The 19,706-nt window shown below is 70.7% G+C and carries 24 protein-coding genes and 1 pseudogene; 15 read left to right on the forward strand and 10 right to left on the reverse strand.

Going from position 1 to position 19,706, the window contains the following annotated elements:
- The 4 genes and pseudogenes from AC1DXK_RS21935 to AC1DXK_RS21950 all read left to right on the forward strand — a co-directional run.
- Positions 1-496 (forward strand): annotated as a pseudogene (locus AC1DXK_RS21935) (septal ring lytic transglycosylase RlpA family protein); the annotation flags it as partial.
- A 140-nt stretch (positions 497-636) separates the two neighbouring features.
- On the forward strand, positions 637-1,845 hold the full coding sequence (locus AC1DXK_RS21940) for a D-alanyl-D-alanine carboxypeptidase family protein (protein WP_457108057.1): 1,209 nt from the start codon (positions 637-639) through the stop codon (positions 1,843-1,845).
- Between the two features lie 10 nt (positions 1,846-1,855).
- Positions 1,856-2,584: a dTMP kinase gene (gene tmk / locus AC1DXK_RS21945; RefSeq protein WP_477299064.1), complete on the forward strand. Its 729-nt coding sequence runs from the start codon at positions 1,856-1,858 to the stop codon at positions 2,582-2,584.
- Positions 2,585-2,702: 118 nt separating this feature from the next.
- A complete protein-coding gene (locus AC1DXK_RS21950) occupies positions 2,703-3,755 on the forward strand; it encodes a DNA polymerase III subunit delta' (protein WP_457108055.1) in 1,053 nt (350 codons plus the stop codon).
- 60 nt (positions 3,756-3,815) lie between these two features.
- Here the strand turns inward: AC1DXK_RS21950 and AC1DXK_RS21955 are convergent, their stop codons facing one another.
- On the reverse strand, positions 3,816-4,820 hold the full coding sequence (locus AC1DXK_RS21955) for an AraC family transcriptional regulator (protein WP_457108054.1): 1,005 nt from the start codon (positions 4,818-4,820) through the stop codon (positions 3,816-3,818).
- Between the two features lie 276 nt (positions 4,821-5,096).
- Between AC1DXK_RS21955 and AC1DXK_RS21960 the strand changes: the two genes are divergently transcribed.
- From AC1DXK_RS21960 to AC1DXK_RS21970, 3 genes are all read left to right on the forward strand, one after another.
- Positions 5,097-6,575 (forward strand): methyl-accepting chemotaxis protein, encoded by a 1,479-nt coding sequence (locus AC1DXK_RS21960; RefSeq protein ID WP_457108053.1) that lies wholly within the window; start codon positions 5,097-5,099, stop codon positions 6,573-6,575.
- 1,264 nt (positions 6,576-7,839) lie between these two features.
- Entirely contained in the window at positions 7,840-9,867 is a 2,028-nt protein-coding gene (thrS, locus tag AC1DXK_RS21965; RefSeq protein ID WP_457106481.1) for a threonine--tRNA ligase, read from the forward strand.
- A 224-nt stretch (positions 9,868-10,091) separates the two neighbouring features.
- Positions 10,092-11,093, forward strand: a complete 1,002-nt coding sequence (locus AC1DXK_RS21970; protein WP_457106480.1) for a diguanylate cyclase domain-containing protein — start codon at positions 10,092-10,094, stop codon at positions 11,091-11,093.
- Positions 11,094-11,299: 206 nt separating this feature from the next.
- Here the strand turns inward: AC1DXK_RS21970 and AC1DXK_RS21975 are convergent, their stop codons facing one another.
- The 5 genes from AC1DXK_RS21975 to AC1DXK_RS21995 all read right to left on the reverse strand — a co-directional run bounded on the left by AC1DXK_RS21975 (position 11,300) and on the right by AC1DXK_RS21995 (position 12,903).
- Positions 11,300-11,725, reverse strand: coding sequence for a hypothetical protein (locus AC1DXK_RS21975; protein WP_457106479.1), 426 nt, complete (start codon positions 11,723-11,725; stop codon positions 11,300-11,302).
- Between the two features lie 87 nt (positions 11,726-11,812).
- Positions 11,813-12,046 (reverse strand): DUF6894 family protein, encoded by a 234-nt coding sequence (locus tag AC1DXK_RS21980; protein ID WP_457106478.1) that lies wholly within the window; start codon positions 12,044-12,046, stop codon positions 11,813-11,815.
- 122 nt (positions 12,047-12,168) lie between these two features.
- Positions 12,169-12,423, reverse strand: a complete 255-nt coding sequence (locus tag AC1DXK_RS21985) for a hypothetical protein (protein ID WP_457106477.1) — start codon at positions 12,421-12,423, stop codon at positions 12,169-12,171.
- A 53-nt stretch (positions 12,424-12,476) separates the two neighbouring features.
- Entirely contained in the window at positions 12,477-12,662 is a 186-nt protein-coding gene (locus AC1DXK_RS21990) for a hypothetical protein (RefSeq protein ID WP_457106476.1), read from the reverse strand.
- Between the two features lie 34 nt (positions 12,663-12,696).
- Positions 12,697-12,903 carry a hypothetical protein gene (locus tag AC1DXK_RS21995; protein WP_457106475.1) on the reverse strand — a complete coding sequence of 69 codons (207 nt, stop codon included), beginning with the start codon at positions 12,901-12,903 and terminating at the stop codon, positions 12,697-12,699.
- Between the two features lie 317 nt (positions 12,904-13,220).
- Here AC1DXK_RS21995 and AC1DXK_RS22000 point away from each other — a divergent pair, with 317 nt between their 5' ends.
- From AC1DXK_RS22000 to AC1DXK_RS22020, 5 genes are all read left to right on the forward strand, one after another.
- A complete protein-coding gene (locus tag AC1DXK_RS22000) occupies positions 13,221-13,688 on the forward strand; it encodes a Ros/MucR family transcriptional regulator (protein ID WP_457106474.1) in 468 nt (155 codons plus the stop codon).
- 286 nt (positions 13,689-13,974) lie between these two features.
- Positions 13,975-14,232, forward strand: coding sequence for a hypothetical protein (locus AC1DXK_RS22005; RefSeq protein ID WP_457106510.1), 258 nt, complete (start codon positions 13,975-13,977; stop codon positions 14,230-14,232).
- Between the two features lie 129 nt (positions 14,233-14,361).
- Positions 14,362-14,733, forward strand: coding sequence for a hypothetical protein (locus AC1DXK_RS22010; protein ID WP_457106473.1), 372 nt, complete (start codon positions 14,362-14,364; stop codon positions 14,731-14,733).
- Positions 14,734-14,822: 89 nt separating this feature from the next.
- Positions 14,823-15,176, forward strand: coding sequence for a hypothetical protein (locus AC1DXK_RS22015; RefSeq protein ID WP_457106472.1), 354 nt, complete (start codon positions 14,823-14,825; stop codon positions 15,174-15,176).
- Positions 15,177-15,406: 230 nt separating this feature from the next.
- Positions 15,407-15,706: a PilZ domain-containing protein gene (locus tag AC1DXK_RS22020; RefSeq protein ID WP_457106471.1), complete on the forward strand. Its 300-nt coding sequence runs from the start codon at positions 15,407-15,409 to the stop codon at positions 15,704-15,706.
- Positions 15,707-15,835: 129 nt separating this feature from the next.
- On the opposite strand, the gene AC1DXK_RS22025 is transcribed toward AC1DXK_RS22020, so the two are convergent.
- Positions 15,836-16,054 (reverse strand): hypothetical protein, encoded by a 219-nt coding sequence (locus AC1DXK_RS22025; protein WP_457106470.1) that lies wholly within the window; start codon positions 16,052-16,054, stop codon positions 15,836-15,838.
- Between the two features lie 97 nt (positions 16,055-16,151).
- Here AC1DXK_RS22025 and AC1DXK_RS22030 point away from each other — a divergent pair, with 97 nt between their 5' ends.
- Positions 16,152-16,340, forward strand: coding sequence for a hypothetical protein (locus AC1DXK_RS22030; RefSeq protein ID WP_457106469.1), 189 nt, complete (start codon positions 16,152-16,154; stop codon positions 16,338-16,340).
- A 372-nt stretch (positions 16,341-16,712) separates the two neighbouring features.
- A complete protein-coding gene (locus tag AC1DXK_RS22035; RefSeq protein WP_457106468.1) occupies positions 16,713-16,955 on the forward strand; it encodes a hypothetical protein in 243 nt (80 codons plus the stop codon).
- A gap of 52 nt (positions 16,956-17,007) precedes the next feature.
- Here AC1DXK_RS22035 and AC1DXK_RS22040 read toward each other — a convergent pair whose 3' ends face one another.
- Entirely contained in the window at positions 17,008-17,259 is a 252-nt protein-coding gene (locus AC1DXK_RS22040) for a hypothetical protein (protein WP_457106467.1), read from the reverse strand.
- Positions 17,260-17,670: 411 nt separating this feature from the next.
- Between AC1DXK_RS22040 and AC1DXK_RS22045 the strand changes: the two genes are divergently transcribed.
- Positions 17,671-17,898, forward strand: coding sequence for a hypothetical protein (locus tag AC1DXK_RS22045; RefSeq protein WP_457106466.1), 228 nt, complete (start codon positions 17,671-17,673; stop codon positions 17,896-17,898).
- Positions 17,899-17,921: 23 nt separating this feature from the next.
- Here AC1DXK_RS22045 and AC1DXK_RS22050 read toward each other — a convergent pair whose 3' ends face one another.
- Together AC1DXK_RS22050 and AC1DXK_RS22055 are read right to left on the reverse strand one after the other, a co-directional pair.
- Positions 17,922-18,248, reverse strand: a complete 327-nt coding sequence (locus tag AC1DXK_RS22050; RefSeq protein ID WP_457106465.1) for a hypothetical protein — start codon at positions 18,246-18,248, stop codon at positions 17,922-17,924.
- A 167-nt stretch (positions 18,249-18,415) separates the two neighbouring features.
- Entirely contained in the window at positions 18,416-19,705 is a 1,290-nt protein-coding gene (locus AC1DXK_RS22055; protein ID WP_457106464.1) for a hypothetical protein, read from the reverse strand.
- Between the last annotated feature and the right edge of the window lies 1 nt (position 19,706).

The raw sequence follows: 19,706 nt of genomic DNA on the forward strand, positions 1-19,706 counted from the left end.
GCCCACCGCCCCCCGGGTGCGGGAGTTCCGGCCCGCCCCCGTCCAGACCGCCGCCAGGGGCGGCGGCCTCGCGGCCGGGAACCTGAAGGTCGCGGGTCTCAACCCAAGCCTCGCCCAGGCCCTCGCCCCGGCCCCGCCGCCGGCGCACGGTCTTGCCGCCGGAAAGTTCACCCCGAAACCCGGGCCGGCGGCCCGTCCGGCGCTCGCCGAGGTCCACGGCCGGGGGATTGCGGCACCCGGCCCGACGAAGCTCGCCCAGGGTCCCTCCGTGCCCCCATCCGCGCGCCCCTCGGCGCCCCCCGTGGCGATGCCGGTCGCGGCCAAGCTCGCCATGGCGCGCCTCGCCGCGGTGCCGGCCAAGGCGGCCGGTGCCAAGGGCGGCGCGACCGCCGGCGCCGTGCCGACGAAGACGGCGGCCGCCAAGGCACCCGCGGTGAAGGCGCCTGCTGTGAAGGCCGCCGGGGGGCAGCACGCCCGCCTCGCCGGGATCTACTGAGGCCGGCCCCTCGGAGGATCCGGCCGCCGATGCGGCATTTCGCGTTCGATCCGCAGCCGAAACCGTAATATGGTCACGCTTGTTATTGGGATACGGCCGGAACGCTTCCGGCCCGACGGCAGGCGCGGGACGGAACGGTGATGCGCAGACCCCTTCTCACCCTCCTCGCGGCCGCCTGCGCGCTGGGCGCCGGCCTCGCCGCCGCCGCCGCGCAGAGCTTCCAGACCGCGGCCCCGCACGCGATCCTGATCGACGCCGATTCCGGCTCGGTCCTGTTCGAGAAGGCCGCCGACGAGCGGTTCTCGCCGGCCAGCATGGCCAAGCTGATGACCACCGACATCGTGTTCGAGGCGCTGAAATCCGGGCGCCTGTCGATGGACACGGAGTTCACCGTCACCGAGGACGCGTGGAAGCGCGGCGGCGCGGGGGGCGGCGGCTCGTCGATGTTCGCGCAGGTCAACAGCCGCATCAAGATGGCGGACCTGCTGCGCGGCCTGATCGTGCAGTCGGGCAACGACGCGGCCATCACCATCGCGGAGAACATGGCCGGGTCCGAGGAGGCCTTCGCCGGCCTGATGAACCAGCGCGCCAAGGAGATCGGGCTGACGAACTCGACCTTCCGCAACGCCACCGGCTACTCGGCGCCCGACCAGAAGGTCACGGCCCGGGACATGGCCAAGCTCGCCCTCCACATCATCGAGACCTACCCGGACTACTACAAGATCTTCTCCGAGAAGGAGTTCACCTGGAACAAGATCCGCCAGCAGAACCGCAACCCGCTGCTCGCCCTCGATATCGGCGCGGACGGGCTCAAGACCGGCTACCTGGAGGAATCCGGCTACGCGCTCACGGGCTCGGCGGTGCAGAACGGCCAGCGGCTCGTGCTGGTGGTCTCGGGGCTCAAGACCGCCCGGGACCGCGCCTCCGAGGCGCGCAAGCTGATGGAATGGGGTTTTCGCGCGTTCGAGCCCCGGCAGATCTTCGCGCCCGGCGAGACGGTCGCCGAGGCCTCGGTGTTCGGCGGCCAGTCGGGCTCGGTGCCGCTGGTGGCCAAGAAGCCGGTGCGGGTGCTGCTGCCCCGCGGTTCCAGCGACCGGGTGAGCGCCAAGGCGATCTATACCGGGCCGCTCGTCGCCCCGGTGGAGGAGGGCCAGCGGGTCGGCGTCCTGCGCGTCCAGCGGGGCGACACGGTCGCCCTCGATCAGCCGCTCTATGCCGGCGCCGCGGTGGAGCAAGGCACGCTGCCGCAGCGGGCGATGGATGCGGCGCTGGAATTCGGCACCGGCCTCGTGCGCAAGGCCCTCGACCGGGCCGGCAAAGGCAGCGACAAGGCGGCCAACCCGTCGTGACCGGAGGCCCGTGACCGTGCCGTCCGCCGGGGAATCCGCGCAGGCGCGGGGCGCCTTCGTCACCTTCGAGGGCGGGGAGGGGGCCGGCAAGTCGACCCAGATCGCCCGCCTCGCCGCGACCCTGCGCGTCCGCTCCGGCCGCGCCGTGTGCGTGACCCGCGAGCCCGGCGGCTCGCCCCGGGCGGAGGAGATCCGCGCGGCGCTGCTGTCCGGCGTGGCCAAGCCCCACGGCCCCTTCGCGGAGGCGCTGCTGTTCAGCGCCGCCCGGATCGACCACCTCGACCGGCTGATCCGCCCGGCGCTCCAGCGGGGCGAGACGGTGCTGTGCGRCCGCTTCATCGACTCGACCCGGGCCTATCAGGGGGCCGCCGGCGGCCTCGATCCGGGGCTCGTGGGCGCCCTGGAGCGGGTCGTGGTCGGCCCGACCCGGCCCGACCTGACCCTGATCCTCGACCTGCCCCCCGAGACCGGCCTCGCCCGTGCGGTCGCGCGGGGGGCCGGGCAGGGGGCGGGTCAAGCGGCCGACCGGTTCGAGGCCGAATCCCTCGACTTCCACACCCGCCTGCGGGACGCCTTCCTGGCGATCGCCCGGGCCGAGCCGGAGCGCTGCGCGGTGATCGACGCGGCCCGCGATCCCGATTCGGTCGAGGCCGCGATCCGCGCGGCCGTCGCGGCCCGCCTGCCGGACCTGATGGCCGAGGCAGGAGGAGGGACGGGGAGCCGCGGCGACGCGGCGTGAGGGGGTGCCTGCCCCCGTCCTGTCGCCCCGCGACCGGGGCCGCTGGGCGCCGCCCGTCGGGGCCTGTAAGCAGCACCCCCGAGCCCGCCAGTCGGACGAGAGCCCGCAGGGACGCGCCATGAAGCCCATCGACCGCGCCGCCGACGACGTCGAGCCCGGGGACCTGCCCGGCATCCCGCGCCCGCGGGAGACCCTGGGCCTCGTCGGCCACGGGGCGGCGGCCGCGGCCTTCGCGGCGGCGATCGCCGCGGGGCGCCTGCACCATGCCTGGCTGATCGGCGGCGCCCCCGGCATCGGCAAGGCGACGCTCGCCTACCGGGTCGCCCGCCGCCTGCTCGCCCATCCTGGGGGCGGGGGGCCGGCCGGGCTCGACGTGCCGGCGGGCGACCCCGTGACCGGCAAGGTCGCGGGCCTGTCGCATCCCAATCTCGTGGTCCTGCGCCGCCATCGATCCCCCGGCGCCAAGGCCCTGCCGACCAAGATCTCGGTCGACATGGTCCGCCGGGCGCTGGACCTGTTCGCATCGACGGCCACGGATTCCGGCTGGCGGGTCTGCATCCTCGACAGTGCCGAGGACCTGAATGCCAACGCCGCCAACGCCCTGCTCAAGGTGCTGGAGGAGCCGCCGCCCCGCGCCCTGTTCCTGATCCTGTCCCACCAGCCCGGCCGGCTGCTGCCGACGATCCGCTCCCGCTGCCGGGCGCTGACGCTGCGCCCCCTGGCGCCCGAGGACGTCGCGCGCGTGGTGCGCGCCCTGCCCCCACCCTTCCCGCAGCCCGACGAATCGGCCCTGGCCCGCGCCCTGGCCCCCTGCGAGGGCTCGGTCGCCCGGGCGCTGGCGATGCTCGACCCGGTCACGGCCGGCCTCGTGGCCGAGGTCGAGACCCTGCTGGCGCGGGCGCGCGACCCCGACTGGGGCCGGGTCCTGAAGCTCGCCGAGACCCTGGCGGGCCGGGACGCGGAGGCGCGGTTCGAGGCCGCCCAGGACGCGGTGCTGCGCTTCGTCTCGGCCGAGCTCGACCGCCGCCGGGGCGAGCCGCCGGCCCGTCTCGCCGCCCTGGTGGAGGTCGCCGACCGGTTCGGCCGTGTCGCCCGGGAAGCCGCCATCTACAACCTCGACCGGCGGCCGGTGGTGCTGTCGCTGTTCGGCGCGCTCGCGGAGGTCGCGTAGCGCGCGCGTCGGAGGTTCGGAACGGGCGGGGCGCCCCCGCGGGTCCGCCATCGCCCGCGCTCAGTGCCCGCGCTGCGCCTGCCGGCGCGTCTCGGAGGGCGTGCATCCGTGGAGCCGGCGATAGCGCTGCCCGAAGTCGCTCATGTGGACGAACCCCCAGCACCGCGCGATCTCGGCGATCGACCGGCGCGCGCCCGTGTCGGCGAGGAGATCCGCATGGGCGCGCGCCAGGCGCCGGTCGATGATGAACTGAACCGGCGTCCGTCCCAGCTCCGTCCGGAACGTGTTCTGGAGCGAGCGGACGCCGATCCCGGCCGCCGTCGCCACGTCGGCCAGGGTCAGGGCCGTCGCGAGATGGGCCTCGATGTAGTCGATGGCGCGCCGGAGACGGCGCGAGGCGACATCCGGCGGCGGCGCCGGAATCCCGTCGGCGCGCTTCGGCCAGGTCGAGAGCAGCTGGTAGCTCATGACCTCCTCGAGGAGGGGCAGGACCAGATCGGCGCGCCGATCGAGCCCCTGGATGCGGCCCTGGATCAGCCGGATCGTGCAGAACAGCGCCCCCATGCCGGGCCGCGTCATCTCGGCGATCGGCGCCAGGGCCGGCAGGCCCGGCTGATCGCTGCCCGTCAGCGCCGTGTTGGCCGCGGCGAGCGTGGCCGCCGCGATCGTGGCGCTCACGGCGCTCACCGCGGGCGAGGCGTGAACCTCGTGCAGCTCCTCGAAGCCCGTCAGGGTCGCGATGGCGGTCGAGGCCAGAAGATCGCCGGTTCGGCGTGACGAGACGACGTGGCCGCGCGTGACGAAGCGGATCGTCACGAGCCCGGCCACGAATTTCGGCTTGGTGACGAAGCCGCTCGACGAGCGCGTTTCCCAGACGCTCAGGGTCTCGCTCTGACTGCCGGAGATCGCGATGTCCGGCCGCGTCTCGCGCATGACATCCAGATGGACCGCGATGCCGCCGGTGTCGTTGAACCGCTTGAGCTGGGTCGGCGAGGCGATGCTGGCCGAGAACTGCGCCTGGGGCCGCCAGATGCGCGGATCGAGGGCCGCCTGAACTGTCGTCATGCCGGTCGGCTCTGAACTCCGAATGCCGTCTACGAAATCGCATTGGGCGCTTCGCAGATACCAGTAACCGGACCGCTTATTCTCACGCAAGAGGATCCAGAGAAACCGAATGTTTATAGGGTGACGTTCAGTATTATAAATTATGCGAAGTCAATATTATTATTGCGAAATAAGGCCTGTTTGTGATTCTTTAATCAATATAAAATACCGATATTGGCGTCATCTGAATAAAACGTCAGATTTCACCGCCGCCGACACCGACCCCGGGATCCTGCAATGCTGACTGTTCGCCCGCGTCTGGAGCGTCTCCTGCTCGACGCCCTGGATCGCGTCCAAGCCAAGGTCGAGTTCGGGACGGACGGGACGGTTCTCTCCGCCAACGGCCCGTTCCTGGCTCTTATGGGCTACGGCCTGTCCGAGGTGCAGGGCTGTCATCACAGTCTCTTCGTCCCGGCCCGTCATCGCGGCGGGACCGCCGATCGCGAACTCTGGGACGATCTCGGGCGGGGTCAGGCCCGCAGCGGCGAATTCCTGCGCGTCGCCCAGGATGGGCGCGAGGTCTGGATCCAGGGCAGCTACGTCCCGGTCGTCGGGCGCGGCGGTCGGATCGAGAAGGTCGTGGCGGTCGCCAGCGACATCACGGCCCTGAAGGCGGAAGCCCTGAACCTGAGCGGCCAGATCGCCGCCCTGCACCGCTCGCAGGCCGTGATCGCCTTCGATCCGATTGGCACGATCCTGGAGGCCAACGTCAATTTCCTCGACACGATGGGCTACCGCCGCAACGAGATCCAGGGGCAGCATCACAGCCTGTTCGTGGAGGCGGCCGAGCGGACCGGCGAGGCCTACGGGGCGTTCTGGGATCGGCTCGGGCGGGGCGAATTCACCGCCGGCGAGTTCCGGCGCGTGGCCAAGGACGGCCGCGACGTCTGGCTCCAGGCGACCTACAACCCGATCCTGGACGTCGACGGGCGCGTCCTGAAGGTCGTGAAGTTCGCGTCCGACATCACGGCGCAGGTCCGGGACCGCCAGCGGCGGGTCGAGGCGCAGCGGGCGATCGGCGCGGACCTCGATGCGATCGGCACGGCCGTCGAGGACGTGACCCGGCAGACGGTCACGGCGGTCGCGACGACGGGCCATGTCTCCAGCGACATCCAGTCCGTCGCCTCGGGCGCGGAGGAATTGTCGGCCTCGGTCGGCGAGATCAGCCAGCAGGTCAGCCACGCCGCGCGCATGGCCGGCGCGGCGGTCGAGCAGGCCCGGCACACCGGCGCCATCGTGGCGGGGTTGAGCGGACAAGCCGCCCAGATCGGCGACGTCGTGACCCTGATCCAGGGCATCGCCGGGCAGACCAACCTGCTGGCGCTCAACGCCACCATCGAGGCGGCGCGGGCCGGCGCGGCCGGCAAGGGCTTCGCCGTGGTCGCCGCGGAGGTCAAGGCGCTCGCCGAGCAGACCGCCCGGGCGACCGATCAGATTCGCGGGCAGATCGTCGCGACGCAGGCGGCCACGCGCGAGGCCGTCGCCGCCATCGGGTCGATCCAGGCGACGATCCAGTCCCTCGATGAGGTCTCCGGGGCGATCGCGGCCGCGGTGGAGGAGCAATCGGCGGTCACCCGCGAGATGTCGGGCAGCATGCAGACCGCCGCTCAGGGCGTCGCGACGATCGCGAGCGGCATGGAGGCGATCGCCCGGGCGAGCGAGCGGGTCGACGGGGCGACCCGGCAGGTGCGCGAAGCCGCGCGGGCGGTGTGCTGACCCGACGGACGGGCGCCCGGAGGACGGTGCGGGCGCCCGCGAACGCGGTCGAGCGGGACGCTGCCCGCCGCGCATCCCGTCCCGCGCCCGGATGCCCGTCCGCCAACCCGTGTCGCCCCCGCCGGCGGGCCGGTTGTCCGGTCCGTCGTCCGAATGCGGATCGCCGCTCCCGTGCGGACTAACGGATTCCCACATCCGCCGCGGCAACGCGGCTTGAGGACCAGGCGCGGGTCTCCTCTCCCGTGCAGGAGAGGGACAGGGTGAGGGATGGGCGGCCTCCGCAGAAAGCGCGACGGACTTGCCTGTCGACCGCGTGCTCGATCCTGACGCGTCGTGCCCCTCACCCCAACCCTCTCCCGCACGGGAGAGGGGGCGCGTCGCGCTCCGCCGCCAGCGCCCGTGTCCGACTCGAATGCGTGACCAGCGCGGCCCGCACGGGCGAGGGGACCCGCGCCTGACCCGCACGCGTCGCGGCGTCCCGCGGCGCAGGGATCTTGACAATGTTCCTATTTTGTGCCCATAAGCCCTGACCTGTCCACGGCGCTTCGGGAGCGATCCCGGGGCGTCCTTCGGGGGTCCGTGCGGTGGCTGACCGGGCGGATCCGGGGACGGGGCGGCGCCCGCGTCGGTGGCTCTCAGCCGCCATCGCCCCGGGCGGCGYGACCGGTGCGGGGCGTGTCTCGGAGGCGGGCGTGAGACCGGGCGGCAGTCAGCCCGGCGGGGTGGAGGAAATGCCCCCCGCGCCGACCCCTCTCTGGGCCGACCCTGAGCGACCTGCGGACCCGCCCACTACGAGGCGGGSRRCGGCTGGAAGGCCACGGCGGTGATGCGGGTTCCGGAGGTGCGTGCGCCTCGCCGGTGACCGCTGAAACGGAGTCGCAGGACCGGGGCGCCGGCAAGACGCCGCGACGAGACAGACGGCACCGGCCGGGGGAGGCGCCCGGTCGATGCCGCGGGGCGCCGCGGGGATCGGATCCCGCGCGTATCATGGCCGACACAGGGTTCCCGCGGCGTCCCGCGTCCCTCGTCGCGTCACCTGGGCCAYGCCCCCGGCGCAACAGGCGCGCGGGGACGATCACCCATGTCCGAGGACAGGCCGGGGCAGGCCGGATGGGGCAGGGATGCGCGGAGATGCGCCGCACCGTTGTTCCCTCGCCCGGAAAATCGGTCTACACGGCCGCTCCCCCGAAGACGGACCCGCAAGACGGACCCCGAAGACGCTTACCTGCCGCGTATGCAGGACTGAGCCTGGAGAGCCTGAACCATGCCGATTCTCACCTTCCCCGACGGCAACACGCGGGAGATCGCCGCCGGCACCACCGGCCGCGCCGTGGTCGAGGGCATCGCCAAGTCGCTGGCCAAGCGGACCGTCGCCATGGCGCTCGACGGCACGGTCGCCGACCTCGACGACCCGATCGCCCGCGACGCCCGCATCGAGTTCCTCGACCGGACGGACCCGCGCAGCCTGGAGCTGATCCGCCACGATTGCGCCCACGTGCTCGCCGAGGCCGTGCAGGCGCTCTGGCCGGACACGCAGGTCACGATCGGCCCGGTGATCGAGAACGGCTTCTACTACGACTTCTACCGTGAGACCCCGTTCACGCCCGACGACTTCCCGAAGATCGAGGCGAAGATGCGCGAGATTATCTCGCGCGATGCGCCCTTCACCAAGGAAGTCTGGACGCGCGCGGACGTGCGGGCGCTGTTCGCCGGCAAAGACGAAAAATTCAAGGTCGAGCTGGTCGACGCGATCCCGCCGGGCGAGGATCTGAAGATCTACCGCCAGGGTGACTGGTTCGACCTCTGCCGCGGCCCGCACATGACCTCGACCGCCAAGGTCGGCACCGCGTTCAAGCTGATGAAGGTCGCGGGCGCCTACTGGCGGGGCGATTCGAACAACCCGATGCTGACCCGCATCTACGGGACCGCCTGGGCCTCCCAGGCCGATCTCGACGATTACCTGCACCGTCTGGAGGAGGCCGAGCGTCGCGACCACCGCCGCCTCGGCCGCGAGATGGACCTGTTCCACTTCCAGGAGGAGGGGCCGGGCGTCGTCTTCTGGCACGCCAAGGGCTGGACGATCTTCCAGGAGCTGATCGCCTACATGCGCCGCCGCCTGCGCGGCGACTACGCCGAGGTGAACGCCCCGCAGATCCTCGACAAGGCCCTGTGGGAGACCTCCGGCCACTGGGGCTGGTACCGGGAGAACATGTTCGCCGCGCAGTCGGCCGGCGAGGAGGCCGAGGACAAGCGCTGGTTCGCCCTCAAGCCGATGAACTGCCCGGGCCACGTGCAGATCTTCAAGCACGGGCTAAAATCCTACCGCGACCTGCCCCTGCGCATGGCCGAGTTCGGCGTGGTCCACCGCTACGAGCCGTCCGGCGCCATGCACGGGCTGATGCGCGTGCGCGGCTTCACGCAGGACGACGCCCACGTCTTCTGCACCGAGGACCAGCTCGCCGACGAGTGCCTGAAGATCAACGACCTGATCCTCTCAACCTACGCGGATTTCGGCTTCGACCAGATCGTCGTGAAGCTCTCGACGCGCCCCGAGAAGCGCGTCGGCTCCGACGCCCTCTGGGACCACGCCGAGGACGTGATGACCCGCGTGCTGGCGCAGATCGAGGAGCAGTCGGCCGGACGGATCAGGACCGCGGTCAACCCGGGGGAGGGCGCGTTCTACGGGCCCAAATTCGAGTACGTGCTGCGCGACGCGATCGGCCGCGACTGGCAATGCGGGACCACGCAGGTGGACTTCAACCTGCCCGAGCGGTTCGGCGCCTTCTACATCGACGCCGACGGCGCAAGGAAGCCGCCCGTGATGGTCCACCGGGCGATCTGCGGCTCGATGGAGCGCTTCACCGGCATCCTGATCGAGCATTTCGCCGGCCACTTCCCCCTCTGGCTGGCGCCCGTGCAGGTGGTGGTGGCGACGATCACCGGCGAGGCCGATCCGTACGCCCGGGACGTCATCCGCGCCCTGGAGCGCGCGGGCCTGCGGGTGGAGGCGGATCTGCGCAACGAGAAGATCAACTACAAGGTCCGCGAGCATTCCCTCGCCAAGGTGCCGGTGCTGCTGGCCCTCGGAAAGCGCGAGGCGGAGGAGCGGACGGTCTCGATCCGGCGGCTGGGCAGCCAGCAGACCCGCACCCTTCCCCTGACCGAGGCGGTGGCGGCCTTCGTGGCCGAGGCGACCGCCCCGGACATCCGCCGCGCCGAGGCCGTCGCCGAGACGGTCCCGACCAGCGACACGGTGCTCGACGGCCATCACGGCGTGCATGCCACGCCGTGATCCGACCCCGGGTCGTCGGACCCGGGCCGTCGACGGTCGAGGCGGCGGGCAGCCGGCGCCTCGACGTGCGGGCAGGGCGGGCGCGCAAAGGATCGTTCAACGCATGGTCCTTTCGTCAAGGTTGGCGAAAGGAATCCCATTCTATCAGGAACCGGGATTAATTTCCGGGCCGCCGATCCGTTGGTCGTGCGACCGCCGATGTCGGGCTCTTCGGGGGAATGGCCATGGCGGCGCGGGCGGACTGGGCGGCGATGAAGCGGGCGCGGCGCCATCGCCAGGCGGTCCGCGACCGGCGGCAGGACGGGCTCGGCCGCACGCGCCAGCTCGGCGCCGGAATCGTCCAGGCGCTGGACGCGCTCCCGCACGGCCTCTGCGTATTCGATGCCGCCGACCGGCTGCTGTTCGTGAATGACGGCTTCCGGCGCCTGTTCGGCCCGGGCGCGGACCGGGTCAGGCCCGGCCTGCATGCCCGGGACGTGGGCGCGACGGGACTCGCCGGAGCCGACGGGGCTCCCTCCGGCCTCTGGGCGGCGCGCCGGCGGCTCCTCGCCCGGGGCACGGCCGATGCGGTCGTGCAGGTGCTTCCGGACGGGCGCCAGATCGCGATCACACTGCACCCGCAGGCGAAGGGCGGCTGGACCGTCCTGTGGGAGGACGTGACCGAGTGCCGCCGGGCGGAGGCGCTCCTGCGCTACATGGCCCACCACGACCCGCTCACCGGATTGCCGAACCGCTACCTGTTCGCGGCCCGCCTCGACCGGGCGCTGGCGACCCTCGATCGCGCGGCCTGCGCGCTGCTGTGCGTCGACCTCGACGGCTTCAAGCCGGTGAACGACCGCTACGGCCACGCCGTGGGCGACGCGCTGCTGCGGCAACTGGCCGATCGCCTGCGGGAGGGCCTGGGGGAGGGGGACATCGCCGCGCGGCTCGGGGGCGACGAGTTCACCATCCTCCTGAGCAACGCGGCGCCGGCACCCGCGCTCGGCTTCGCCCTGAACCTCCAGGCGCGCCTCGCCGAGCCCTACGATCTCGGGGCGGGATCGCCGATCCGCATCGGCGCGGCGATCGGCGTGGCCTGCGCCCCGCTGAACGCCACCCGGGCGCAGGGCCTGACGGAGCGGGCCGACGCGGCGATGTACGAGGCCAAGCGGCTCGGCCAGCCCTGCCTGTGGGATGCGGCGCTGATCCTGGGCACGCAGCAGCCCGGCCACGCGGCCGCCCTCTGATGTGTCGCGGAACACGCGCGCCGCGAAAGCTTGGGCTTATCTCATCTCCACACCGCGAACACAGTCGCGAACCGAAGGAGATCGACGATGAGCTGGACCAACCGCATCACCCTGGCGGCCACCCTGATGGGCGGCGCCATCGCGTTGACCCTGTACGCGCAGGGCCTGTCGCTGCCGGCGCACTTCGTCTGAGCCCGCGGGGGCGCTCAGCGCGCCTTCTCGTGCTCGCCGAGGCCCACGGCCCTGTAATCGTAGGTCGGGTAGAATTCGGTGCGGTACGCCCCCCAGGCCGTGTCCTCGAGGACGCGGTTGACCTCGCGCAGGCGGGACGCGGGCAGGCGCAGGACGATGATCTGCCCGATCCCCATCACGACGTTCCAGGAGACCACCTCGATGCCCGGAGGCGGGAAGGCCTTGTAGAAGCCCTGCTTGGCGAGCTGCGCGTTCAGCTCCGCCAGGGGGCGGGACTGATCGTGGCGCAGGAAGACCGTCAGCAGCACGGCGTTGTCCGCCGTCGCCGTGGCGGAGCCGACCTGCGGCGGCGGCGCGGTCTGGGCCGTCGCCAAGCCCGCAGGGCAGAGCACCATCAGGGCCGCCACGAGCGGGCCGACCAGACCTGTTGACTGTCCCATGCGATCTCCCCCGGCCCTGCGCCGTGCCAGCCCCGGTCAACGCGGCGGGGCGCGACGCTCTCCACGCCGCGTGCGACGGCCGCTCCGTCAGCCGGCCTCGACATCGTAGGAGAGGCGAAGGCGCAGGCGAACGGTGCCCTGCTCGTCGCGCACGGCGATCACGTAATCCTGCCGCTCCATCGGATCGGTCAACCCCTGCGCCAACCGGGTCAGGATGCGAACGGCCTGAGCCCGCGCGGCAGCGAGGTCCGGAAGATCGAAGCCGTCCCGGTCGCGCACCAGGTTGGCGCCGTCGTGGAGATCGATGAAATAGCGGGGCACGGATGCGGGCTCGGCGAGCAGGGGGCTCGCAAGATTCGGTCTCCGTTGTTTCTACGTAGTTTCCCGCGGACCGCAATCCGGCGTCCCCCGTGTCGCACCTTGAGACGCGGCCGCGGATGCGCTCAGGAGCCCAGGAGCGTCTCGGCGAAATCCTCCGGGACGGTCCCGAACTGGCCGAGGATGGTCACGCCCTCGAGCTCACCGGTCTCGTCGTCGGCGACGACTTTGAGGGCCGCCGCGCCCGGCATCCGGGCGGCCAGGGCCTCCGCCTTCTTGAGGGCGCCGAACTCGCTCTGCGCGGGCTCCTGGCGCGCGGGCCGCAGGCGGTTCCGATGCAGCTCGAAGGGCTGCACGAGATAGGTGGTCTTCAAAGCCATTCCGGTCTCCCCCGCGCGGACAGCGATCGCGACTGGACCGACGGCTCGTCCCCCTACAGGCTGCGGGTGGTCACCCCAAGGGCGAGGAGGACATAGGCGCCGATAAAGAACCACTGCCGGTGCGCCACGACCGTACGCCCGACCATGGGAATGCGCGTGTAAAGACTGGCGATGGCAAGGCCGATCAACACGGCCGACACCAGGAATGTGAGCAGGCGCGGGGCGGAGAGTGTGGGCATGATCAATGCTCGCGCCGGGACGCTTACCGAACCGTTACCGGTCAAGCCCGGGGACGAGGGGACGATGCTCTGTCAGCGGCCCCTGAGATCCCGGCAACAGCCCGACCTCGGCCAGCCACAGCGCCATGATCGCCCCTGCCAAAAGCGTTGCCAGAGAGGCCAAGCGCCCGGTCCATCGCCGCAGGACGATCATCGCCGTCACAACGGCCAGGAGGATGAGGAGAAGCGCGAGCATCAGCATCGACGCGCCATGCCATGGCAAGTCAGCCGCGTCACCGCAGAGGATGATGGAACGACCGGCCCTCGCCGGCAGCCCGGCAAAAATCGTCAGATTCAGCTTCTGATCGTTTCGCGCTGCGAAAACACTACTGCAGTTGATAGGACCGCCGCAGCTGCGGCTGGAAGTTTTCCGCCGCGCACGCCCAGAAATCCCCGTCGATCGTCCGAAGCGAGCGCACCAATCACGCGCGAGATTCCGGCCGCCGAGCGCTTTTGTAACTTGCATTCAGCGCGCAAAGGTAGCAAATCCCCTGTGAGGGGCACACTAGGAACCTTACAGTGAGAGAAGAAACCACAGGGCCCAACTCCAACTTCATCGAGCTGGCGGGCGATATCGTCGCCGCCTACGTGTCGAACAATCCGGTCCCGGCCGCCGAATTGCCGGCTCTGATCGCGCGGGTGCACGGTGCGATCAGCGGGCTCGTCGCCGGGACGCTGACGGCGGAGTCCGGGACAGCATCCCCGGCCGATGTTGAGAAGCCAAGTGCGGCCCAGATCCGCAAGTCGGTCCGGCAGGACGGTATTGTCAGCTTCATCGACGGCAAGACCTACAAGACGCTCAAGCGCCACCTGACCAGCCACGGCCTCGACCCGCGCAGCTATCGCGACCGCTACGGCCTGCCGGCCGATTACCCGATGGTTGCCCCGAGCTACGCCGAACAGCGCTCCGCCCTCGCCAAGGCGATCGGCCTGGGCCAGCCCGGCGCCATGGCCGAGCGCGAGCGCAAGGGCCGTAAGGCCGCCTGAGCGGAACGCCTCCGGGGGCGCCCCGCGCAGGGCGCCTCCCTGAAGACCGACCGCGCATCACCCATACAGTCTGCCGCATCACCCGGCCGCGATCCGCAAATACCGGAGCGCGGAAGGCCTGCGGCATGGCCGTGCCGGACCTGACCGGAATCGTTGCATCGCCGCCACATCTGTCCACGACATCGCAGGACACGGACAAGCTGCCACACTCTGCACAAAGCAGATGCGCACGCCGAAGCCCGGAGATGTTACCGAGGGGTTCGGCGAGATGAAGCGAGAGCAGACGATGACGAGTTCGGTCGTGCCGTTCCCGGCGCACATCGCGCCCACGATCGCGGACGAGGACACGGCTTCGATTATCGCCGTGCTGCAGGATCAGCTGGCGCTGGCGCGCGAGGGTCGGCTGCGTTCGGTGGCGATCGTCTCCGTCTCGGCGGACGGCGAGGCGATCGGCACGCAATGGTCCTGCAAAAGCACGGATATCAGCAGTCTGATCGGCAAGCTGACCGTCCTGACCCATGACATGATGGCCGCCCGGAAATGATCGACCGGACCTGACGGGTGCTCCCGCGGGATCGCCCGCATACGACCGTGACGACAGGCGGGCGCTGCCCTCGTCCCATGCGGTGATCCAGACGCGCGGTCCGGCTTCGGACCGGAGGAGTGCCGCCGCATGAGACACGCCCTGCTCGCAGTCCTGCTGGCTGCAACAGCGTTGCCCGACGCGGCTTCGGCCGCCGAGGACCCGAAGGCTGCCAAGCGGACCGAGACGATCGAGGGCCTCGTGCGGATCGTCGGCGCGCAGGCCGGTATCGTCCTGTACTGCCGCAAACTCTACACCATCGACGACACGGTCTCCGAGAGCCTGTCCCGGACGGTCCGCCGCGCCCTCGACGCGAGCCTCGGCCACCGCCGAACCCAGAGCGCCATCGCCGAGGAGGGTCGGCGCGTGGCGGCCGAGATCGCCGCGGTGGGCGCGGAGCAATGGTGCGCCGACCAGCGGGACATCATGAATACGGACGGCATCCGCGTTTTCGTCGACTGAGTGAGTTCAGGAGCGCTGGCGAGGAACGCCCCTCGAAATTGGCAGCTCTCGCGGTGGATTCGTCTGGAGCCCCGCGCCCAGGTCAGATCATGCGGGCGCTCCGACTTTATGTTCCGCAATGCAGAACAGATTATCGTCTTGTTCGCTACCGCGCCGTCTGTCATGTTTTAAAGACGGATGCGCCTGAACAGATCACGCCGGTCGTAGTCATCCGCACAAGAGCCCTCAAGGGCCGCGAGACCGGCGGAAGAGGAAACGCCATGTCTCGACCGATCTATCTGGCCATTGCGCTCGTCATCTGCGGAGCGGCCGTCACGCTGTTCACCTTCCTCCGCGCTCCTCAGTCGAAGGAATTCGCCGGCTGGGATGTCGCCTTCATGAGCGGCATCGGCGCCGTCGCCCTGGGCTTTCTCACCACCCTCGTCGAAGTCATCACCGGTTAGCGTCACGGGCCGCCACGCGCGCGGCCTCTCCGACGGAGATCCGAGCCTCCCGGCTTCGCCGCGCATCGATCCGGCAGCCGGGACGCGCATGCCGTTCGGCTTCTCCCAGCGGATCACCCGAGATCACGAAATCCACAGGACCGCCGGCATCCTGACAAGTTGATGCATTTTCCAAACCCGGCCTGAACCCGGGAGCCCGATCCTGCCGGGCACAGGTTTCCGAGGCGGTGATGTTCGAACGACGCAGCGCGCCACGCACACTTCTGAATGAGACCGGCAGCATCTCGGTGGATGAGCACCGAAGCCTGCCCTGCATCGTCTACGACCGGTCCGCCGGGGGCGTGCGGATCGCCCTCCCGGACGCCGAGATCGTGCCAGACAGGTTCGTCTTGAGCATCGATGCCAGCAACGAGATCCTCGTGTGCCGGGCTGTCTGGCGCAAGACGGAAGAGATCGGGGCAGCCACCGACGTTCCCGAAGCCGCGCACCCGAGCCGATCGAACCTCCGACGCGAATTGGAGGCGATCTGACGTCTCCGGCCGGCGGCCGATCCTCCCTCGGCGGGCGCACCTCCGTCGGACGCGCATGCTCCCTTCACTGGCCAGGATCCCGCGAGCGCTGGGACGGACCAGTCACGAAGTTCCGTGCGACGAACCGCGTCACTCCCAATCGATGTTCAGAGAGCGTTCGAAGGCGGCCGCAGTCAGCTCTTTGCCCCTCGGGTCGGAGACCGTGATCTCGCGGAAGCCGCGCCGGGCCAGCTCCCAGGTCTTCTCCATGGCCTGCTCGTCAGTCCCGCAGGCGAACGTCATGACGCGCCCGGACGGATCAATCCCCTTAACGGTGAACACGCCACTCTCCCTGCTCGCGCCTCCCATATAGCGCTGCGCGCTCCATCCCGCCTCCCACCATCGTGAGGCCGACGCCGGACCCGCCGACTGACCGTCGCGTTGCCAAGGGGGAAGGGGAGATCCCATGACCAACGCACGCGAAACCGCAGCCCGGCCGAACCGTGATCCGGCTCCGTGCGATCCGGAGGCCCCGACCCCGAGATCAGAACGCCTCGATATCCCGGCGACGCTCCGGGGCGAGGATCCGGAGGTTGGCGTCGCGCAGAAGGGCAATGGCGAGGATGCGATCGTTCGGCGCGAGACCGAGATCTGACGTGTCGCTCGGCCGTGCGCCGGTCCACGGACGCACGGGGCCGCGCAATCCCTGTCCGAAGCGGCCGAGATCCAGGCTGCATACGCCCGAGGGCGTTTCGACACTCTGCGGGCGCAGACCAAAAGGATGGGGGCTCTTCCCTCGGGCGCACACAGGCAGGGAGCGGAGCGTGTCCGCACCGCGTTGCCCCAGGGCGCCGAGGAGGCCCACAGGGCGATGGAACAGGGATGGGACGCAGCTCAAGAGGCAGCCGCGGCAGCCCAGCGGCCACCGACGAGGCATCCGCTTGAGCGGATCCCCGAGGGGCCGCAGAGTCAGTGAGCCGGCAGCCCGGCGATGGGCTACCGGTCGTGGTCGGACGCGGAGTCGGACATGATGTACGGGGAGGTTGGCCGCTTGGCAGATGAAAGCCTGCGGCTGGGTCTGCGGCAGGCCGAGAATGCCGTGCTGCTGATGATGGCGACACAGTATGCGTGGGCACATCTGTGGTTCGAGGGCTACCGCGCGGCAGGGACCGCCCTCAGCGCCGAACGCGATCAGCAGGCGCGGATCCGGCGCCTGATCCGCCGCGGCGTGTCCCCCGCGGTGGCGGCTCAGAGCCTGCATATTGTCTGAAGAAGCGCCGGAGAGGGGGCCGCCCGAGGGCGACGCATCTCCGGCGGCGGACTCAGCGGCGCGGCTCCGCGGAGGCCTGAACCATCGACCGGCCCAGGGACGAGACCGTCCGGCCGAGGACCGCGGGAGCCGAGACGGGCTGGGGCGTCGTGGTCAGGTCGTGGATCGCGCGGACCTGCTGGGCAGTCCGAGCCTGGTCCCGATAGAGCGGCGGCGTCAGGTGCAGGCGCTCGTCGGCCGTAGCGAGGCCCGTGAAGGCGGCCGAGGTGAGCGCGGCCGACGCGAGGATGAGAATCGTGCGCATGGTGCGTCTCCGTTTCGATCGCAGCGCCGAGCGCAGGATTCGCTCGGCCAGCGCATAAGACCACGGATTTGTGCGTTGCGATATGCGTTTTGCGCATTGCATCATAACGTGAGTCCAGCACGGTAATGCAGTGTTCGCGACAATTCCGGAGGCATCCGTTCAGCCGGACCTCGTCAGTTCCATGCATTCGATGCAAATGAACTAAACTTCCGATAAGGCATTCTCAAAGTAAAATTGCTGCATCGCATCATTTAATTTCACAGCCCGAGCTCGGATCGTCTGGCGTAGCTGCGCAAGCGTGCCCGTCGCCGTGGATCTCGGTGCGGACACGAATCGGCAACACGCGCGCCAGATCCACGTCACAGAAGCCCGGTAGAACTCCGCACAACGCAGAGCCGCATGGGCCCGCCTATGACGCCCGCCGATCTCGATAAGGAAGCCGAGCTGACCGTTTGGCCCAGGCGCTCGCCTGGCCGGTCCGCGGAGGGTCGCCCCTTCGCGACCGTCCGCGAAGCCCTCGTGGTCGCCCTCCAGGCGCTCGAAACCGGGGAGGCGCAGCCCTGGATTATCACCGAGGCCGGCGACATCCTCTCGCCGCGCTGGATACGAGCTCATTCACGGGCGAGCGCGCTGCAATAGTCGACCCGGCATCCGCGGGGTGATCAGCAGCCGATGCAGATATCGCGCACCACGTGCTCGTGTCGCGGACCGGTGCGCTGGTTCGGGAGATGGCCTTCGATCGAAGAGAGGCCGCTACCCAGAGCCCGCAGCCGCCGGCGATCGGCGGTCAGGTCGAGTTGAGCCTGAGCCGGGGCGGCCGCCCCCGGTACAGGCGATGGCGCGGGCTCGGAAGCCCCGCTGGCCATGCCGGGATCGGGAGGCGTCAGGGCCATACCGGGCACCGGCGCCGTCTGCGCGAACTCCCCCGCCTGCCCCGAGAGGGGCGTGACCACCAGGCCTGCGACGAAGAGCCGGCTCAGCAGATGCATCACACGCTCCTGGCTCCGAAGCGATCCGGCGACGAACCCCGTACCGCTGGGATCACGCCGGATCTGTTCCTGCCCGCATCGCTGTCGGGGATGGGCCTGCATTTTGGTGTGCGGCACGCACCGGCGCCGCGCCATTCATCCCTTCGGCGGAGCGCCGTCAGTCCGGCTCAATAGGCCCGGCCATAGAAGGGCTGGGAGACTGGGTGATAGCGGTCGCTGACCGGCCACGTGTAGGGCTGGTCCCTGCCGGTACGCAGGCTCGAGCGGAACTTCGGCTCGGCGAAGCCGATGCCGTGCAGGCCCGTCGTGGTATTGGCACCGTGAGCCTTCGACCCGGCATCGCGTGCCAGGGCGGCGCCCGAGACCCCCAGAACGAGAGCGACCGCGAGCGAGACGCGGCCCAGAACGACGTTCATCTCTGCCTCCTGTCCCGGCCGAGGTGCCGGAACAGAGTGAACGGCAGCGGTTCGGCCGGGTTCCGGACGCTCGCGCGGCTCAGAACGCGCTGCCGCCGATGCAGGCCTCGGCCGGAAGCCCGCCGCAGGTATCGCCGCCGCGCCGCCGATGCCGGCACCGCCGACCGCGCCGCCACCGGACGGCGTGGTGTTCGCCGACCGGATCGGGTCGAGCACCTGGGGTGCTGCGGCGATCGCGGCTCCGCCGGTCCCGATCCCGCCGGCGCCCGCCGGCACGACGGCCGTCGCACCTCCACCGGAACGTAGGGCTGTCTCGGCTCCGAACGGCGTGAACGGGCCGACCGTCGAGGGCACGGCCCCGGAGGTGCTGGTGGCCGCACTGACGACACCGGTCGACCCGGACGCCAGGGTCGCCCCTGTGGCGGGCGTCGCTCCGGAGAGCGCGCCGGTGCTCGTGCCGGTGGCCAGACCCGAGCCGTTTCCGAAGCCGGACCCGGCCGTGGCCGCACCAAAGGCGGCGGTCGTCGAGGGAACCGTGTTGGCGGTCTGGCCCGTGCCAAGGGCCACGCCGCCCACGAGGCCCCGCGTGCCGCTGATCGACGACAGCGCGCTCCCCGAGATCGACCCGCGCACCGCACCCGACGCGGCGCTGAAGCCGTTCCGCGTGCCGGTCGCGCCGATCGCTCCGGCGGTCCCGAGCGTGGCCGACGTCGCGCCGGTGACGCCGGCCCCGCCGGTCGTGCCCGAAGCCGCGGCACCGAGTTGACCCACCCCGGTCGAGGATCCGATGCGGCCGCCTCCGCCGCCCGCACCCCCGAGGCTGAGCTGGCCGGCATTCACGAGGCCGCCGGTCTGCGCCGAGAGGGTCGGAAACGGGCCGGTGGTGGCGCTCCCGCCGAGACTGAGCTGACCGGGATTGGCGATCGCCGTGATCGGCTCCAGCGAGGCCGAACTCGGCACCGTGGCGGTGGCCGAGAGGCTCTGCGCCGCGGCCGGAACCGCGAGGGGCACCAGCAGGGCGGCGGCGAGGATGGACCGCATG

This window comes from Methylobacterium sp. P3_A11 (genome assembly GCF_056403155.1).

Coding starts and splice junctions, on each gene's coding strand:
- AC1DXK_RS21950 (WP_457108055.1), top strand. CDS start 2,703: ATGAAGCCCATCGACCGCGCCGCCGACGACGTCGAGCCCGGGGACCTG.
- AC1DXK_RS21940 (WP_457108057.1), top strand. CDS start 637: ATGCGCAGACCCCTTCTCACCCTCCTCGCGGCCGCCTGCGCGCTGGGC.
- AC1DXK_RS21975 (WP_457106479.1), bottom strand. CDS start 11,725: ATGGGACAGTCAACAGGTCTGGTCGGCCCGCTCGTGGCGGCCCTGATG.
- AC1DXK_RS21995 (WP_457106475.1), bottom strand. CDS start 12,903: ATGCTGATGCTCGCGCTTCTCCTCATCCTCCTGGCCGTTGTGACGGCG.
- AC1DXK_RS21970 (WP_457106480.1), top strand. CDS start 10,092: ATGGCGGCGCGGGCGGACTGGGCGGCGATGAAGCGGGCGCGGCGCCAT.
- AC1DXK_RS21985 (WP_457106477.1), bottom strand. CDS start 12,423: ATGGCTTTGAAGACCACCTATCTCGTGCAGCCCTTCGAGCTGCATCGG.
- AC1DXK_RS22010 (WP_457106473.1), top strand. CDS start 14,362: ATGAGACACGCCCTGCTCGCAGTCCTGCTGGCTGCAACAGCGTTGCCC.
- AC1DXK_RS22020 (WP_457106471.1), top strand. CDS start 15,407: ATGTTCGAACGACGCAGCGCGCCACGCACACTTCTGAATGAGACCGGC.
- AC1DXK_RS22050 (WP_457106465.1), bottom strand. CDS start 18,248: ATGCATCTGCTGAGCCGGCTCTTCGTCGCAGGCCTGGTGGTCACGCCC.
- AC1DXK_RS22005 (WP_457106510.1), top strand. CDS start 13,975: ATGACGAGTTCGGTCGTGCCGTTCCCGGCGCACATCGCGCCCACGATC.
- AC1DXK_RS22030 (WP_457106469.1), top strand. CDS start 16,152: ATGACCAACGCACGCGAAACCGCAGCCCGGCCGAACCGTGATCCGGCT.
- AC1DXK_RS21990 (WP_457106476.1), bottom strand. CDS start 12,662: ATGCCCACACTCTCCGCCCCGCGCCTGCTCACATTCCTGGTGTCGGCC.
- AC1DXK_RS22015 (WP_457106472.1), top strand. CDS start 14,823: ATGCGGGCGCTCCGACTTTATGTTCCGCAATGCAGAACAGATTATCGT.
- AC1DXK_RS22035 (WP_457106468.1), top strand. CDS start 16,713: ATGATGTACGGGGAGGTTGGCCGCTTGGCAGATGAAAGCCTGCGGCTG.
- thrS (WP_457106481.1), top strand. CDS start 7,840: ATGCCGATTCTCACCTTCCCCGACGGCAACACGCGGGAGATCGCCGCC.
- AC1DXK_RS22055 (WP_457106464.1), bottom strand. CDS start 19,705: ATGCGGTCCATCCTCGCCGCCGCCCTGCTGGTGCCCCTCGCGGTTCCG.
- AC1DXK_RS22045 (WP_457106466.1), top strand. CDS start 17,671: ATGACGCCCGCCGATCTCGATAAGGAAGCCGAGCTGACCGTTTGGCCC.
- AC1DXK_RS21955 (WP_457108054.1), bottom strand. CDS start 4,820: ATGACGACAGTTCAGGCGGCCCTCGATCCGCGCATCTGGCGGCCCCAG.
- AC1DXK_RS22025 (WP_457106470.1), bottom strand. CDS start 16,054: ATGGGAGGCGCGAGCAGGGAGAGTGGCGTGTTCACCGTTAAGGGGATT.
- AC1DXK_RS21960 (WP_457108053.1), top strand. CDS start 5,097: ATGCTGACTGTTCGCCCGCGTCTGGAGCGTCTCCTGCTCGACGCCCTG.
- AC1DXK_RS22040 (WP_457106467.1), bottom strand. CDS start 17,259: ATGCGCACGATTCTCATCCTCGCGTCGGCCGCGCTCACCTCGGCCGCC.